Below are 16,278 nucleotides of genomic sequence, written 5' to 3'. Positions count from 1 at the left end.
TCTTCTGATGACAACATTAAATTCTTTGTAAAAAAAAGAGTTTAAAAGGTAATGATAATTAATGCATTAATTCAGATTGTGCCAATTTGCAGGAGATTCCTCGCTACGCTCGGAAAGACGTTACATTTTTAATGGGACAGCCGTGGGGGAAAACGTAGAAATGAATATCCACTTGGCCGGATGGTTGATTGCCAAGCAATTTCCACGATGAAAATTATTATAATACTCTGTTGCTTGGCTATCCCCTATATTAGGGAAAAGCCAAGAACTGTTAAGAAGGGTTGTTTAGTTATTGAGAAGGTTATTATTCATTACCTCTGATACATCCTCTATAAACCGCTCTCCATGACTGGGTTTAAAGAATTGTGGCGATGGATTGGTTGCCGTTTGAAAGAACCCTAAGCCGATAACAAGTGAAGAAAGAAATTCCAAACAATCTCTTATAAATCGTTGCCATGAAGGATCTCGATGCTTTTGAATTGATTCCTTTGTTTCCAATAATGTGTTTTTGAATGCTTCCAATCGTCCATTAGGCAACTGATCTTTATTTTCCAGGCAGAGGATTAGATTGTGCACTGCGAATTTTTTTATATGCAATAATTCACTTCTGTCTTTAGATTGATTTAAATGATTAAGATTCTCTTTAGATATTCTAATGAGTGAATCAATTACTCCAATTGCAGCGGCTTCTTCATTACTTTCAACCAGGTTTAATTCCTCTTCGATTTCTTTAACCTGGGTCTCAGAAGCACTACGAACTTCGTTTTCTATTGGCAGTTCCTTGGGAGTGGGTTCCCCAGGTTGTTCTGTATCCATGTCATCCAAAGGGGGTATTAGGTCCTGGATTTTTGAGTCATCTAGCTCCTGGCTCAGTAGCAGGGCAAACGCAAGCCTCTATCAGTGAATACAGATATCGTGGCTCAGATTTTGATCAGGTCAATGTTGAGTTTGGACAGCACGTGGATTTTGGTGCCAATAAAAACATTCGCTTCCATGGCGGACTTCAATATGCAAAGATTGATGTTACTTTAATAAATCGGCAGATAGTAGCTGGTCTTCTGCCTCCTGACACTGAATCGAATGGTGATATCAGCATAACAAATCTGTACAAGTATAGTGGAATAGGTCCGCGCATTGGGGCCGATATGTCTTATGACTTCCTAAATGGCTTTGCACTGTATGCAAATGCAGCTACAGCTTTATTAGTAGGGGACACCAAGTACTCTGATAATGCACCTTTTAATACTTTTAGCCGACCCGTTCGATCCTCTTATACCGCGTTGGTTCCAGAGCTTGAAGCTAAAATGGGTGCTACTTATACTTATGGAATGGCTCAAGGTAATTTAATATTTGATGCGGGATATATGATTACTAATTACTTTAGTCCACTTCATGAAAACGATCTTAGTTTGTCTACTCTAACATTCAACACCAGGCCCAATTCAGACTTTGGACTGATGGGACCTTATGCAGGATTTAAATACGTAGGTTCGTTGTAATTAAATGCCTTAATTGGCAGATACCTCTCAGGTTTCTCACTTTTCCTGGGGATTTTCTGCTGATTAAGGAGTTTCAACTTATTAATAATATCAACTGATTTCTTCAGGGGATATGAATACAATTTATTTATTCTTTAAAGGAATGTCATTGCCAGTGTTAGCATAGCAATCCTGCTCAAAATTTCCGCCTCTAATTCAAGCATTGCCTCAAGGGTTACCGTCGTTTGATTTGAGCGAGAATGACCTCGACCAAAAAATTGATGGTGAGCTTATCGAGATACTTGAATTTCTTAGGGGAAGGATGCTTATAAAATAGGTCTTGTACCAAAATTCAATGGGATCAGATATAGAGATCCCATTGGGTAGTGAATATACAAAATTATCTGGAATCTATTTTAGAATAGATCCAGGTACTGGTTGAAGGTATATTCCGCTGGCATATTCTTGCCAGTTTTCGGCATTTTTGAAGTGGCAATGTTTCGAAACCATATGCCATCCCGGTTCTGGGTTAATACATTCTGCTTGTAATGGCCCTGCTGCAATAACCATGGCGCCAGCAATTATTAATCCAACTACTGTTGATTTGATCTTCATGTAGATCTCCTTGGTATTTATTTGTTCCATTTGGTCAATATGCGGCCAAATTAAGTATAGTAGTATCCCTGGAATATGCAAATCGTCACAGGAAAATTTGTTGCTTCACAGGGCATATTATTCCAAAGACTAGCTTAGTAGTGGATAAACGTTACAATAAAACTGGCCAAAGGAATAGCCGATCCAAGTAAAAGTATGATTATTAATGAGCTTAGATGGGGGGCTGCAAGCAATTGATTTTGTCCAGGCAATTTTTTTTCTCTAACAATCAAATAAGCAAGCAATAACAGGCCATAAAAGTGAAAAGAATAAATGGACGTCCGAGTTAAGAAATGAGGCATATAGCCAATTTTGAAGTAATCAAAGGGAAAATTGAGCAAAAAGATACAGACCAGCCAATATCCTGAGGAACGTGTTGAGACACCTGTTTTTTGCGCCTCTCTTGACCAGCAAAGGGCCAAGGGCAGGGTCAAGAGTGAGAAATAATAAATCCAGCCGAAGGGGCTAAGTAATAACATAAACACCAGAGTAAGACTGAATCGATAATGGTTCACTTTGTGATTGATGAATTCATCAGTTGGGGGGCGCAAGAAGTAATAATAAATTCCAAGAGTACAGGTAAATACGAACATGTAAATTAAGCTGATTTGGTGGTGCATCTCATGAGGGACATCATAGCTGAAAGTAAAAAGTCGAAATAAAAAACCATAGATACTGGCATTCCAACTGTCTGCATACCAGGTTACATGGCTCATTAAATTATAGTAATTTTGGTATATTTGAGGTCCCCAGAGGAGAAAGGGAATAGCCCAGCAACAAACGCACACGGACAGCATCATCAACAATAGTTTATAACGATGCTCTGTCAGTACGTAAAGAAACAATAATCCCGGGAACAATTTAATTGATATGATAATGGCCCATAAAAAACCAGCCAAACAATCACGGCCCCGCAGGTAATAATGGTATCCCAACATAATGAAAAAAAACAAAATCGATCCGACTTGGCCAATAGCCAGATTCATGATGGTAGAAAACAGCATCATATAAAGAAGAATCAGGCCTAAGCCATATTGACGCAGGCTGTCTTTTGAAAAGGCGAGGGAAAATGCGATGCCTGCACCAATTAATCCAGTAATAAAAGAAAAATGAATCCAACACAGCAGGGCAGCGTGATAGCTTAGAAGACCTAAAGGGTAGGTTAACAAAAGAAAAACTGGCGGGCATAAATTACTGGTCAGTTTCCTGGGAATGGGCAAATAATCAGCTACTAAAGATGCATAAGGGTTCTCACCATCCATTAATGCGTGTATGGATGAATAAAATGTCGTGAAATCCAGCTTGAATTGATCATTAAATATCAGATAAAAAAGCAATGCATAGGTTATAAGTACCCAAACGACAATAATGGGCTGCCAAATCCTGTTCTTCATCTGTTGATATGAATCCATGCATTGAATGAATACTGTAGATTAGAGTATATCGTTTATCCTCACAACTCAATTTAAGCTAGATACTCATCGGAATGTGTAAGAGAATTTATTTAACTGACGATCCTCTTAAATTTTCTTTCAGGAACATGTCCCGAGATGTTTATAATTCGTTAATGAATTGGTAATGCATCGTAGTGAATCATATTTTCGGTAGTGATTCAGGTCTTTGGGCTCTTCAGGGGACAAGTTTGACTATTTTACTAAGGCACTCATTTAATCATGTTGCTCTGAAAATTATTTCGGTATATCCTGACGATTCAATCAGCACCAATTTATGACAGAGTGATTTTTATCAGAACGTTAAGTGATTGTTTTTCATAGGAAAATACTTGGCTGATTGTATGGATCTGAAAGCAAGTGATGATAAGGATTAATCTATTAAGGAGTTCGAAGATTATGAGTACTTTATTTGGATTTAGTTGGCTTCCCAACGTGGCTGGGTTAATTGGTGAACCTAAAAAATTCAGGGGCGAGTGCTACAACTATTATGGTGGCAATGCTCATCTATGGGGTGGTTGGATGGATAGCTGTGAAGTTGGAGCAGAAGCTTATGCCTTGGCAATAAATATTTTAGTGTTTGTTGGTACTCTGGCTTCGGTGGTTGGTGGTTATATAGCCTTAGAGTGTGCGAATAATGCACAGTTGGAAGTGCCATCTAATACTAATCCTGAAAAACCTGCACTTACTCTTAGATAGTCAAGCATCTGGTTTGAGTTTGACATTAACCGTGAAACTCAAACTGCACGTGTCAAAGTACATTGGAGGCTCATTTGCCCCTGTTCAGTCAGAATGGGTGTAACATGGTTAAATATACCAGGAAATTTAACTTTTAAAGGATGGCGGCTCTGAAGAAGCAGCGGAAGAGCAGGTGGAAGCTAAAAGTGCATCATTTGAAAGTTGAGTTATTATCGGTTCTATTTTGTCTGGGCCGCATGCCTTGGCCAGATCGTGTCTGAACAGAATACTGCGAAGAATTTCGACGGGTGTTTGTGTATTTGCCCCATAACCCAGTCTTTGCGTGATATCGTTGTGTGCATCATTCTGAACGACGCGCACCAATGTTTCGAGGTATAATTCTTTTAGCAAAATTTTGGCATGATCATGAGCAATCGTTGAAGTGCTTGGTCCAGTTAACGATTTAATTGTTTTTTTTGTGAGACTTTTAGACGGCACATGACCCACCGGTACCTGTATTTTTTTTTCTAAAACTTGAATAAATAATTCATCAATCTGAGCCAAGGCAATTAAAGGATTTGGATTTAAGCGATCGGTTAATTCCCTCTTCGTGCCTTCTTTATCTCCTATAATGGTTTCAGGGCTTAAATTGCCAAAATATTCTTTTGCCTTGGTTATTTTAAAGGCATTAAAATTATCCAGATCTGTTCGTGTTTCGATTAATAGTTCATAACTTGAAAATCCAGCATAATGAGCAGGAAACTCGGTAATCTTGAGGCCATGGCCATTTTGTAAATGCAAGAGATTTGCCAGTAAAAAGATAAACGTTCTGCCATTTCCATCAGGAAAATAATGAGATTGATGCAGCTTTCGAATGAATCGATTAATCGCCATGATTTCCGAAGCCTTTCGATGCTCAGGATCTGTTATTGCTTGAGCACGTTGAAGCTCAGCATAGTACTGGTCAATATCATTTTGGACAAAAGTTAAAATTTCTTCTCGTGTAGCTGCATTAGAAATTAGGTCTACTCGTGTCATTTCATCGTCTGAAATGTTTACTGGACCAGTATATAACCTCAAAGTAGCGGACGCTAATTCAAGTTGCTTGATTAACATATTTTTAAATTCATTTGGAGTTGCAAAGTCATTAAAACTGATTACTCTCGAGTAAGACATTCCAGGTTTCATGATTCCTATTTCATTTTGTGGAAATTCTCTTGAACCTTGGGACTCGTAAGATGATTGTATCATCGTGACCAGCTCATCAATACCTGCCAGAGAAACCCCGGCAATAGCTTCCAGACCTGGTAATGGGAGAACGATTGCAAATTCATTCACTGATTCACAGTATCCTTGTCTACAAATTCTCTCATTTTTGAATGCCGATTCATATTGATACGCGCTAAAATAAATGTGTTCAATAAATTCTGGTGTTATGTGCACGTCATCAAAACGTCGTAAAAAATTAAAACCTGCCTCCATGCCTTGATAGTAGGACGGACGAAAATTGTCAGGTCCACGACATGCTTGCCAACCATCTGTTTGCAGACGCCAAATTTCATTTCTTGGAAAATCTTGCAAGGCGGTATCAAGTAAATTGGGCATAGTGAGTTCAAGTATAATAAAGCATCCCTTTAATTATAGTCTTAATTTAATCAGGGGCAGTTAACATTTCATTCTTTTCAGTCTTACTTTTCGCGAGTTGTTCGCTGAACCTCGACATCGGAGTTGTCAACAGACCCTTGGAAATAGACTCTGTACATAGCAAAAAAATTGTCTTGCCCGCGCAGGCGGGCAACTATCAGCCATTAGGCACTGGAGTCAGTTGAGATAACTCATTGACATGCGCCCAAATTATATCATCTTGAACGCCAAAGGGAGGTGGTGTGTTGTGCATCAGCAAGTTGCAAGAGATATTAAGTGTGGAGAAAAAAACGCCACTTTCTCTTTGGCATCGGTTTATTTTGAACAATGGTTGCCCGCCTGCGCGGGCAAGACAGGTCGCGAGTTGTTCTCTGAACCTCGACATCGGAGTTGTCAACAGAACCTTGGAAATAGGCTCTGTACATAACAAAAACAAGACAGGTCGCGAGTTGTTCGCTGAACCTCGACATCGGAGTTGTCAACAGACCCTTGGAAATAGGCTCTATACATAACAAAAACAAGACAGGTCGCGAGTTGTTCGCTGAACCTCGACATCGGAGTTGTCAACAGCCCCTTGGAAATAGGCTCTGTACATAACAAAAACAAGACAGGTCGCAAGTTGTTCGCTGAGCCTCGACATCGGAGTTGTCAACAGACCCTTGGAAATAGACTCTGTACCTAACAAAAAAAACTGTCTTGCCCGCGCAGGCGGGCAACTATCTGGCATTAGGCACTGCAGTCAGTTGAGATAACTCATTGACATGCGCCCAAATTATATCATCTTGAACGCCAAAGGGAGGGGATATGTTGTGTATCAGCAAGTTGAAAGAGATTTTAAGCGTGGAAAAAAATCCTCACATTCTCTTTGGCATCGGTTTATTTTGAACAATAGTTGCCCGTCTGCACGTGCATGACAGGTTTATTGTCATGTACAAAGGAAAAAAAATTAAAAAAATGATACCAGTGTTTAAAATATTTACAAAAAACAAAATATGTTCTATTATTCATCAAGTTCTTGCAGCAAAGGTAAAATCAATGACAAAAAGACGAGTTCCTGTTTATGGATTTGATTCAGATGAAAAAAACTTCATTCTGCAATTACTTGCCGAATCGGAACAGTACTCTTTTGAGAATAACTCTCCAGAACAAAAATTCAAATACCTGACTTCATTCACACCTCATTCCATACTTTCATTACAGATTTTCGTATTGAATTTAGCGGATAAGCGATTTAGACAACCTCCTGAAATGGTGAGGCCTTGTTTAGGTTGTTATTTTTCGCGATCTGTACTTTTAATTCTTCATGGTGACGATCCGGAAATTTTAGATAATTATGAACTGAGTTATCATGATAAAGACAACATTCAAATAATTCATAACAAAAATATTAAAGATCTAAATCCTGTGACTATCCATGACGCTCTGAATCAATTGGAAAAAAATGAAGAGATGATAGCTGAACCAACGATTTTTTCTGCATCTTATTAGGGTGTATTGGGAATTGTTCCTCACCCTCTAATAATGTATCCGTATATGTCGCCCCTGATACTCAAATCTCGCCAGGATATAAAAACATACATTTGATTTATATTCTGGTTAGTGCAATTAAGTGAACCATTTATTTATCCATTGCACTTTCTAATCATTTCGCTTTAGGATAGTTAGGTTTAAAGCTTGGTTTTTTTGAATTAATCTTTACCAAACGAAATCGGCTTTTGAACTAATTTCCTTTCCGTCAATTTGAAATGAAAGGGATAAACGAGTGATTAACTGATAAACAAGGAGCGTTTGTGAGTTTAACCAAAGCCAATGTGATTGATTATTTATTACAAGTTAATTCTTTAATGGCGATTAATAATCACCATGTCATTGATGAGAAGGGTAATAAGACGGGACAAACGCCACTGGCAATTCAAATTGGACAAGAATGGATTCAAGAAATTCTGGAAAAGGACAGTCTGTCGGGACACAAAATTATATCAAAGAAAGAACGGAATGCATTAATTGCTTTAGGGGAGGCTATAAACAGAGTCCCAACTTCAATGAGTATCTCATCATTGATGTCAATAATGGACTTGGATGGTATCCAAAATAATTTGTTTGAGTCCATTACTCTCTATATAGCAAGTATTACTCAATTAAATGAACACATGAATTTGCTTAAGGCCGTTGTCCTGGTACTTAAAATCATTGAATACGATTTGAGTAAAAAAGAAGGTCCAATAACTATAGGTTATCGATTTTTCAGCATGGTTGTTTTAACTAATGAACAAAGAATAATAAATCACCTTAAGATTAACACCATTTTAAACGAAATTCTCCAAAAATTTGACTCATGTTGTGAGCAAAATATGAACTACTCAACGAGTATCGATGTTTTGATAGGATAAGGGGATATTCTCTTTAACTGTAATGAAAGAGAATATCCCCCAAATTTAACATCAAGGTTTAAGTTGATGAGCGCTCGGTTTTATCTCTCTGGTTATTGGCGCTGATTTAAACATGCCATAATGATCAAGAGCAGGATATTGGGGACTTTGCATATAAGTTGAACTTGATGAATTCACTATGTCAGTTGCTGTAATTATGCTTCCATCTATCGTTAAAAGCGGGGGAGCAAGCGCCAGGATGCTTTTTCCATGGACTGCAATGCATCGATGCAATTCTTCAAAAAGTTCAGGACTTCCTATTTCAACAATCGATGAACGTGTCATCTTATGTCTAACGATTAAACCGCCTAGCAATGCATACGTCACAGCATCTGCAAACAAGTACTGACTTTTTGGAGAAAGTTGTTTGGTCCAGTGAATGTAATGGTTGGCTATGGCCCAAGTTAATCTCTCCACTACTTTCAAACTGTCAGCCGGCCTGAAGGAATTGAGCATTTCATACAAATAGGCCATACCATTGACATTGCTTGGCAATTTATAGCCCTTGTTTGAATCCCCGGTTGTGCACTGCTTGTAAAATTTAAGCAAGTCTGCAGCATAGGGGAAATGTTTTGACCAGTTACTGTTTTGATTGAGCCACTCCACATCAGCATCAATCAATTTCACTGAATCCGGAATTGATTTACCTGTCTCCTCATCGATTGGAACTTGTTCAAGTACTGGCTTTATAGACTCATCTATAGAACTTGATGCAACTCTTTCGGCAGTAGCTTTTACAGCCATAACTCCGTCCATTGCACCAGGGGACACGTAATTGATTAATTCCAATACATTTGAGTCAAAAGCCATGCCGAACAATAAACTGCTTGACTTTGAATTATGGCTACTGGTTAACATGATTGGTTGCCAAGGTTTTCGGAACTCGTCAAGCCAATTCAGTTTTTTTAAATTGTGTTTTATTGCAGTAATAATGAAACGCTCAACATGGAGGCCAAAAGCTTGTTTGAAAGTCATATTATATTTTTTTTCTAGCTGTATCTCAGTATTTATAAGGAAGTCAATACGATTGCTTAACGGAGTGAGCTTTGCTTTAATTAAGGGTTGTTCTTCTTCTAACGCATCCCTTGCCATAAACTCCAGGCTACGGAGCATTAGACTGGCAACATAAGCAGGAGAATCATCCTGATGTACTTTTAGATTGCCGATTTTACCCTCATGCAGATAGCGTAAAATGTGCTCTTTCATGCGTACCAATCCACCACTGGCACTTTGTGTGATTAACGGGTAAAACATTTGATGTAATTCAAGAGCAAAAGGTTTTTTTTGAAAACGGGCTATTTCAGATGTCCAACGAGTCAATGGCAGCAAACTGCTGCTTTTGACCCACTCAAAACGAGGATCATAAAACGGCTCAATTTTGATGAGGCATTCTTTTCGCGTCCTGACTGAGAGATGAGGATCACTCAGCAGTAATTTGAAATAGACTGAAAGTTGATAGGATTTAAGGCTTCTGGGAAATTCTGCAGGCAGCTCAGTTGACAACAGAAATCCTAGACTATCTACCCAAAAACCTGGAGGTGGGAATAAACCCTTTACATCGCTTTCATTCGAACTCGCATTGTTCAGAAAGTGTCGGTGATAAAATTCCAAGGGGATTAGCTCCTTGCCGCCTTTGTTTGTGCCAAGGGCTTGCTCAATAAATTTTAAGGGAGGATAAGAGGCAAGCTCCAGATTTTCGGCGATCCGCATCCAGTAAAAACCACTGCGACGATGAATTGGTTCCAATGCTTCTATCGTGAGTTTTCCTGCATCACTGTAATAAAAACTGTGAAAGAGAAATGCTGGCGTAGCGCTCTTTCCTAAAATTTTATCAAATGCTTTACTTTTGTGTCGTGGTTCCAGAGTGACATCCAGTGTAGCGTCAGCATGATAAGGCAGAGTGGTTAACCACAAACCGTAAAGGAACGCTCCTTCAGCCATGTAAGCACTGCGCAACTCAAAGGCAATCCTGCCGAGAAGGGCATAACCAAACCAGTTTTTTGTACTAAAGGATGGCATACTCCCTTTTTTGATTGAATTATTTACCGTTTTATAATGCTTTTTAATCTCAGATTCCAGGAACCCCAGATTTATTTTGTGGAGCTGAGATGTGTTTGTTTGTGAAGGTTTTGTTGTTTCTCCTTCAGATGCTACTTCTTGTGGAGGCGTTTGTGTTTGTTCTTCGGACGCACCAACTTGCGAAGACGATTGCGCTTTACTTTCAGCTACTACTTGCAGGTATTCATTCCATAATACACACTCGTAATTAAAAGAGTCCAATAGTTCTTTTGGATCGCACTGAGACAACACTGAATCCAGATGATACAGGTCGCCACATAAAATACGAGCTAGTAGACCCGACGATTGTTTCAAGGTATCTGGAGCCTCTTCTCCGAACAGGATGCAGTACAAGGATGGTGCCGATTCGGGATTGTGTTTTGCTTGCGCTAACAACTTTCGCGCTTCGCGAGTATCATTTTTCGTTTGACTGATAAATTCGTGATTGGAATACATTGTGTTCTACCTCAGTTCCAGTTGGGTTTGTATTTATTATTGGATTCAATCTCATAAAATCCGCGTTGGTCAGCATAAATTTTCTTTGGTGGTGTATACCACGCATGATGATTTTCACGATTTTTTTGTTCGTCTTCATACCATTGGCAGGTTTTTTTATACATATCAAATAAGGCGCCAAGCAGGTCTTGTCCACAATCAACAAAGTGGGTGTACTCCATGAGGAACAACAAGGCTTTGGCACTCTCGATTTTATCTTCTCGCTTATACCCCCCCGTTCCACAAGGTATACCCACACACGTTTAATTGCGTGAGGTACGACTCTTCATTTTGTCGTTTTATGATGTAGTTTTTAAGCTCTTGTTGCGAATAGGGTTCTGGAAGAGAAAATAGGGCACGAGCAGAATGAAAGTTCTGCGGCCAATTGATTAATCGGTTGATTTGTTCGGAAACGGCTTGATTATAGAGCGGGTTTGACGCGTCGTCTAAAGGAGGGCACATATTGATTTCCATTGGCATTATGTGCGCGCAATTTTATCATGACGATCCAAACAATGATAGCATGGTTCGTTTCGTTTCTTTTTGTGCAGAAAACGCACCCTTGGAAGGGGGCATTTTTTGAGTGATATTGCATCTTTTAGGGGCGCAGTTTAGCCCCTTTATAAAAGCTACAGTTTCTTGTTCACAACTCATTGAAATGCCATATTTGGCGCACTTTGAGCGAAAACATGCACGCAAATCTGACTTTTCTCTAAGACTCCCAATTTTGTGACCAAGAGTCAGTTATAAGTTATGAGCTGACAATCAGCGCACTATTTAATATCGGCTGGTGATACCTCCTGAGTCGTAAAAGGATAATAACGCAGGCTGGCAAAAACCATTTGATCATTAGTTTGATAACCAATGTATTGGGGGTTAGTCACATTAGTCTGTCCGCCATTGCCTGAAAAGAGTTTTCGCACGGTGTAGGAATACTGAAGGCCAGCACGTAAATCACCAAAATCTCCTTGATACACTTTATTCCATAAACCGGTTGTCACTTGCCATATTGCCTGATTGTTTCCTTCACAAATACCGTATTCAATGTTGCATCCAGTATTGTTGGCATTAGGGACTCCATAACCAAAGTAATTGTCGTTAACCCTGAAAAACTTGCGCTCTTCTTGTTCCTTGCCACCATAGACATAGAGGTCAAGTTTTGGCGTGGCATGCAATGTTGCACCAGCCATGAATATAACTTCAGGTATTGCTGTTAATGTGCCATTAGAATTTAGCGTCGCATCAGGAAGAAAACCGGAGGAGTAACTTCCTATACCGCGGCCAGCCAGGAAATTTCCTTGAAGATCAAGTAATTTTGGAAGTACTTCAATAACGCCGCTACCGCCAAAACCATAAGCACTTGTATCATGATTTTCATTATAATTAGGCGCGGTTCGAACGCGATTATAGAAATTGCGGTGCAAACCGAAACCTTCAATGTGCACTCTATGGTTATTAATAGTGTCTTCATAAGCCAGCTTTCCAATCACATCAGGAATGTTGTTCAAAGAAAAAATCGCAACATTGGGAAGAGTTTGAATTCCGGGGCTAGAACAAATCTGGTTTATAATTCCATTGCCTAAATTGGTTCCGCAGGGTGTGCCTCCAAAGGTCGTTTGAGCGTTTTCTATTGAGATCGCTGCGGTGAACAGATCGCCCAGATTCTTTACCAGACGCAATTGGGGTTGGCGTTTCCAAACAAAACCAACAACATATTGAGCATCAATGGTTAGTGGTACTAACTCATTGCGAGGAGTTATTCCTTTTAGATTCGTTGTTGCAAGCGACCAGGTTTGACCGGCCAGTACGTGAACTTCCCAATTATTCCAGTCGGTATTAAAATAAGCATGCCTTAATCTCAGATCGAAGGAGTTACTTTCTGTAGAGTTTGCTGAACCGTTACCTAAAAAATCGACCTCGAGATATCCGGATACCAAGGTTTCGGGATTGATTACTCCCTCAAACAGGCTGGATAAACGTGATTGGCGCGCAGAGAGTCTGGTTTCTCTCATATAATGCAAGGGGTTATTGCCAAGTGGAATACCACTGAAGAAGGATCCCACATCGGACTGTTGATAGAGTGAGCGAGTAAAACCTTCGAGAGCAAAAAATCCACCAGGAGTGATCGTCAGTCCTTTTAGATAAATCTTTTTATCTTTGGCAATGTAAGATCCCTTAGTAGAAGTAGAGGATACTGGATGTGCTACAGGTTTTTGCATTACGGGCTGTTTGACATGCGGTTTGTCCGATGTAATCACTTGCTTGGTCTTATGGAGTTGAGTACTGCCATTATTTTTTGATCCATGAGATATCTTGGTAGTTGCTTTGTGCTGCGCGATAAGCAATTGTTCCAATAAACGAACCCTGTTTTCCAATGCTTCAATCTGTTTTTGTTGTTCATTAGACGTAGACGCCGTATGAGCGGGCACGGAGACGCTGATGGTCAGAAGCGTTGCAAGAATAGAGGATGATGCAAGGGTAGAAACGGGGCGGCGTTTTTCTTCAGAGAGTAGTAACTTCATAAAACATGTCCTTATATTCGATTTCAACACTATTCTGATTTATCAGGGTATGTTGACGATGCATGGGTTCAATTCGTCACTCCTAATGTTCGAAATGTACGGATTGACCGCGAAATCAGCCTAATACATTGGAACCCGATGTTAATGCTTGAGCTATTCTCTTAAATAAGAGGGGCTCTCTGGGGCACGCCATGCCTTGTATTGGTTAGCATGCAATGGTTCATAGTTCATGGCTAATAAACAGAGCGTATAAACGGAGTCACCAGTAGCGTTATCAGGGAAGCGATTCTCTATGATTCATTGTTAAAAATCAATAAGATAACGCAAGATATGTATAAAAAGATGAGGGGTGGCTCAAGAGATTGAGTAGTTCGAAAGACGCCTGATGCTTTTGGTTGATTAGTAGTTGCCGGTGAAAGTAAAGGGATAATAGCGCAGGCTGGCAAAAACCATTTGATCATGGGTTTGATACCCAATGTATTGGGGATTAATCAGATTCGCCTGCCCTCCATTGCCTGAAAAGATTTTTCGCACAGTATAGGAATATTGAAGGCCGGCACGTACATCACCGTAATCTCCTTGATACAATTTATTCCACAAACCGGTCGTCACTTGCCATAAGGCTTGATTGTTCCCGTCACAAATACCGTATTCGATGTTGCATCCAGTATTGTTGGCGTTAGGAACTCCATACCCAAAGTAATTGTCATTCACTCTGAAATAAGTGCGATCTTCTTGTTCTTTGCCACCATAGACATAGATGTCGAGTTTTGAAGTGGCATGCAATGTTGCACCGGCCATGAATATAACTTCAGGTATTGCTGTTAATGTACCATTAGAATTTAGCGTTGCATCAGGAAGAAAACCGGAGGAATAACTTCCTACGCCGCGGCCAACCAGGAAATTCCCATGAAAATCAAGATATTTCGGAATAACTTCGAGCATTCCGCCTCCGCCAAAACCATAAGCACTTGTATCATGATTTTCATTATAATTAGGCGCGGTTCGAACGCGATTATAGAAATTGCGGTGCAAACCGAAACCTTCAATGTGCACTCTATGGTTATTAATAGTGTCTTCATAAGCCAGCTTTCCAATCACATCAGGAATGTTGTTCAAAGAAAAAAACACAATATTAGGAAGAGTTTGAATTCCAGGACTAGAACAAATTTGGTTTATAACTCCATTGCCTAAATTGGTTCCGCAGGGTGTGCCACCAAAGGTCGTTTGAGCGTTTTCTATTGAGATCGCTGCGGTAAACAGATCGCCCAGATTCTTTACCAGACGCAATTGGGGCTGGCGTTTCCAAACAAAACCAACGACAAATTGAGATTCAATGGTTAATGGAAGAAACTCATTGCGAGGAGTAATTCCTTTTAGATTAGTTGTTGCAAGCGAAAAGGTTTGACCCGCCAGTGCATGAACTCCCCAATTATTCCAGTCGGTAGTAAAATAAGCATGCCTTAATCTCATATCGAAGGAATTACTTTCAGTGGAGTTTGCTGAACCGTTACCAAAAAAATCGACTTCGACATATCCGGCTACCAAGGTTTCGGGATTGATTACTCCCTCAAACAGGCTGGATAAACGTGATGTACGTGCAGAGAATCTGGTTTCTCTCATATAATGCAAGGGGTTATTGCCAAGTGGAATTCCGCCGTACGAGGATCCCACATCAGATTGTTGATAGAGTGAGCGAGTAAAACCTTCGCCAGCCAAAAATCCGCCAGGTGTGATCGTCAATCCTTTTAGATAAATTTTTTTATCTTTTGTAGTGAATGGTTTCTTAAGAGAAACTGAGGATACTGGATGTGCTTCGGGTTTCTTTACTACAGGCTGTTTGACATGCAGTTTGTCCGATGTGATCGAAGGAGTGGGCTTAATAGTGTGAGTAGCTTTATTTTTTTTTGATCTATGGGATGAATTGGTCGATATTTTTTGTTGTGCAATAATCAATTTTTCCAGTAAACGAATCCTATGTTCCAGTGCTTGAATCCGTTTTTGTTGCTCATTAGAAGAAGATGTTGACGTTGCATGTGCTGGGGCAGAGACGTTAATGGTCAGTAGAGTTGCAAGAATGGAAGATGATGCAAAGGTGCAAACAGGGCGGATTTTTTCTTCAGAGAGCAGTAACTTCATAAAACATGTCCTTATATTACATTCAACACTATTCTGGTTTATCAGGGTATGTTGACAGTGCATAGGTTCAATTCGCCATTCCTAATGCTCAAATTGTACGTATTGACCGCCAAATCAGCGTAATGCATTGGAACCCGAGGTCAAGTCATGCCTCCAATTGGTTAGCATGCATTGGTTCATAGTTCCTGGCTGATTAATGGAGCATATTATATATAAAGTCAACAACAACGTTATCAGTGGAGCGATTTTCTATGATTAGTTTTTAAAAATCAATAAGATAAAGAAAGAGTGCAATTAAAAATGAAGGAGAGCATAAGAGATTGAGTGATGTAGATACATTCTTATTGACTATAAGGATGTTAGTAAATAAATTCCTGACTAAAGCTTAGAGCAGCACTTTGTGTAAGTCCTCACCATTCAACTTTTATCCTTCATTTATGAGAAGACTAAGAGGCTATTCACAGAGATATCCACAGAAAGTGTGGATAAGTAATTCAATACAAATAAAAAATTAATAGTAGGAAAACTCATACAGGGCTTGGGGATACCATTAGATGAGAGTTATCAATTGGGAAATATGACAAGGAAACTGGAAAAAAATATCCACAGGAAAATTAGCAGTTGTTTGGATATTGGGAGGAACATCTTAACAACAAAAAAATAAAAAAAACAGTATTGACTGGAAAAAAATTACTAAATATTTTTCTATTAAAATTTATCTTGATTTATT

Annotated in this window: 13 protein-coding genes; 4 read left to right on the top strand and 9 right to left on the bottom strand. The window is 39.5% G+C overall.

The window, feature by feature from the left end; genetic code table 11:
• Nucleotides 1-285 precede the first annotated feature (285 nt).
• Nucleotides 286-816 (bottom strand): hypothetical protein, encoded by a 531-nt coding sequence (locus ELY21_RS12930; RefSeq protein WP_127110095.1) that lies wholly within the window; start codon nucleotides 814-816, stop codon nucleotides 286-288.
• Between the two features lie 32 nt (nucleotides 817-848).
• On the opposite strand from ELY21_RS12930, the gene ELY21_RS12925 reads away from it, so the two are divergent.
• Nucleotides 849-1,499, top strand: a complete 651-nt coding sequence (locus ELY21_RS12925) for an Lpg1974 family pore-forming outer membrane protein (RefSeq protein ID WP_158618565.1) — start codon at nucleotides 849-851, stop codon at nucleotides 1,497-1,499.
• A 390-nt stretch (nucleotides 1,500-1,889) separates the two neighbouring features.
• Here the strand turns inward: ELY21_RS12925 and ELY21_RS12920 are convergent, their stop codons facing one another.
• Together ELY21_RS12920 and ELY21_RS12915 are read right to left on the bottom strand one after the other, a co-directional pair.
• The gene (locus ELY21_RS12920; protein WP_127110091.1) at nucleotides 1,890-2,093 is read right to left on the bottom strand and encodes a hypothetical protein; all 204 of its coding nucleotides are present in this window, start codon (nucleotides 2,091-2,093) and stop codon (nucleotides 1,890-1,892) included.
• 134 nt (nucleotides 2,094-2,227) lie between these two features.
• The gene (locus tag ELY21_RS12915; RefSeq protein WP_158618564.1) at nucleotides 2,228-3,526 is read right to left on the bottom strand and encodes a glycosyltransferase family 87 protein; all 1,299 of its coding nucleotides are present in this window, start codon (nucleotides 3,524-3,526) and stop codon (nucleotides 2,228-2,230) included.
• 456 nt (nucleotides 3,527-3,982) lie between these two features.
• Between ELY21_RS12915 and ELY21_RS12910 the strand changes: the two genes are divergently transcribed.
• Nucleotides 3,983-4,282: a hypothetical protein gene (locus ELY21_RS12910; protein WP_127110087.1), complete on the top strand. Its 300-nt coding sequence runs from the start codon at nucleotides 3,983-3,985 to the stop codon at nucleotides 4,280-4,282.
• Between the two features lie 126 nt (nucleotides 4,283-4,408).
• Here the strand turns inward: ELY21_RS12910 and ELY21_RS12905 are convergent, their stop codons facing one another.
• Nucleotides 4,409-5,866, bottom strand: coding sequence for a Fic family protein (locus ELY21_RS12905; protein WP_127110085.1), 1,458 nt, complete (start codon nucleotides 5,864-5,866; stop codon nucleotides 4,409-4,411).
• 1,074 nt (nucleotides 5,867-6,940) lie between these two features.
• Between ELY21_RS12905 and ELY21_RS12900 the strand changes: the two genes are divergently transcribed.
• On the top strand, nucleotides 6,941-7,393 hold the full coding sequence (locus ELY21_RS12900) for a hypothetical protein (RefSeq protein WP_127110083.1): 453 nt from the start codon (nucleotides 6,941-6,943) through the stop codon (nucleotides 7,391-7,393).
• A gap of 302 nt (nucleotides 7,394-7,695) precedes the next feature.
• Nucleotides 7,696-8,295: a hypothetical protein gene (locus ELY21_RS12895; RefSeq protein WP_127110081.1), complete on the top strand. Its 600-nt coding sequence runs from the start codon at nucleotides 7,696-7,698 to the stop codon at nucleotides 8,293-8,295.
• Nucleotides 8,296-8,346: 51 nt separating this feature from the next.
• Here ELY21_RS12895 and ELY21_RS12890 read toward each other — a convergent pair whose 3' ends face one another.
• The 5 genes from ELY21_RS12890 to ELY21_RS12870 all read right to left on the bottom strand — a co-directional run bounded on the left by ELY21_RS12890 (nucleotide 8,347) and on the right by ELY21_RS12870 (nucleotide 15,548).
• On the bottom strand, nucleotides 8,347-10,848 hold the full coding sequence (locus ELY21_RS12890) for a hypothetical protein (RefSeq protein ID WP_127110078.1): 2,502 nt from the start codon (nucleotides 10,846-10,848) through the stop codon (nucleotides 8,347-8,349).
• 11 nt (nucleotides 10,849-10,859) lie between these two features.
• A complete protein-coding gene (locus tag ELY21_RS12885) occupies nucleotides 10,860-11,069 on the bottom strand; it encodes a hypothetical protein (RefSeq protein ID WP_158618563.1) in 210 nt (69 codons plus the stop codon).
• Nucleotides 11,070-11,112: 43 nt separating this feature from the next.
• Nucleotides 11,113-11,349: a hypothetical protein gene (locus ELY21_RS12880; RefSeq protein WP_127110074.1), complete on the bottom strand. Its 237-nt coding sequence runs from the start codon at nucleotides 11,347-11,349 to the stop codon at nucleotides 11,113-11,115.
• A 311-nt stretch (nucleotides 11,350-11,660) separates the two neighbouring features.
• Complete coding sequence (locus tag ELY21_RS12875; RefSeq protein WP_127110072.1) at nucleotides 11,661-13,409, bottom strand: hypothetical protein; 1,749 nt, start codon at nucleotides 13,407-13,409, stop codon at nucleotides 11,661-11,663.
• Between the two features lie 399 nt (nucleotides 13,410-13,808).
• A complete protein-coding gene (locus ELY21_RS12870; RefSeq protein WP_127110070.1) occupies nucleotides 13,809-15,548 on the bottom strand; it encodes a hypothetical protein in 1,740 nt (579 codons plus the stop codon).
• Nucleotides 15,549-16,278: the final 730 nt, after the last annotated feature.

The organism is Legionella sp. km535 (assembly GCF_003990085.1).
GTDB lineage: Bacteria > Pseudomonadota > Gammaproteobacteria > Legionellales > Legionellaceae > Legionella > Legionella moravica.
Note: the sequence above shows the minus strand (reverse complement) of the source record. Positions and strands in the feature narration are given on the sequence as shown.

Excerpts from the sequence above, each read along its gene's own strand:
- ELY21_RS12870 (WP_127110070.1), bottom strand. The coding sequence starts at position 15,548 with ATGAAGTTACTGCTCTCTGAAGAAAAAATCCGCCCTGTTTGCACCTTT.
- ELY21_RS12910 (WP_127110087.1), top strand. The coding sequence starts at position 3,983 with ATGAGTACTTTATTTGGATTTAGTTGGCTTCCCAACGTGGCTGGGTTA.
- ELY21_RS12890 (WP_127110078.1), bottom strand. The coding sequence starts at position 10,848 with ATGTATTCCAATCACGAATTTATCAGTCAAACGAAAAATGATACTCGC.
- ELY21_RS12915 (WP_158618564.1), bottom strand. The coding sequence starts at position 3,526 with ATGAAGAACAGGATTTGGCAGCCCATTATTGTCGTTTGGGTACTTATA.
- ELY21_RS12885 (WP_158618563.1), bottom strand. The coding sequence starts at position 11,069 with ATGGAGTACACCCACTTTGTTGATTGTGGACAAGACCTGCTTGGCGCC.
- ELY21_RS12880 (WP_127110074.1), bottom strand. The coding sequence starts at position 11,349 with ATGTGCCCTCCTTTAGACGACGCGTCAAACCCGCTCTATAATCAAGCC.
- ELY21_RS12930 (WP_127110095.1), bottom strand. The coding sequence starts at position 816 with ATGGATACAGAACAACCTGGGGAACCCACTCCCAAGGAACTGCCAATA.
- ELY21_RS12905 (WP_127110085.1), bottom strand. The coding sequence starts at position 5,866 with ATGCCCAATTTACTTGATACCGCCTTGCAAGATTTTCCAAGAAATGAA.
- ELY21_RS12875 (WP_127110072.1), bottom strand. The coding sequence starts at position 13,409 with ATGAAGTTACTACTCTCTGAAGAAAAACGCCGCCCCGTTTCTACCCTT.
- ELY21_RS12900 (WP_127110083.1), top strand. The coding sequence starts at position 6,941 with ATGACAAAAAGACGAGTTCCTGTTTATGGATTTGATTCAGATGAAAAA.
- ELY21_RS12920 (WP_127110091.1), bottom strand. The coding sequence starts at position 2,093 with ATGAAGATCAAATCAACAGTAGTTGGATTAATAATTGCTGGCGCCATG.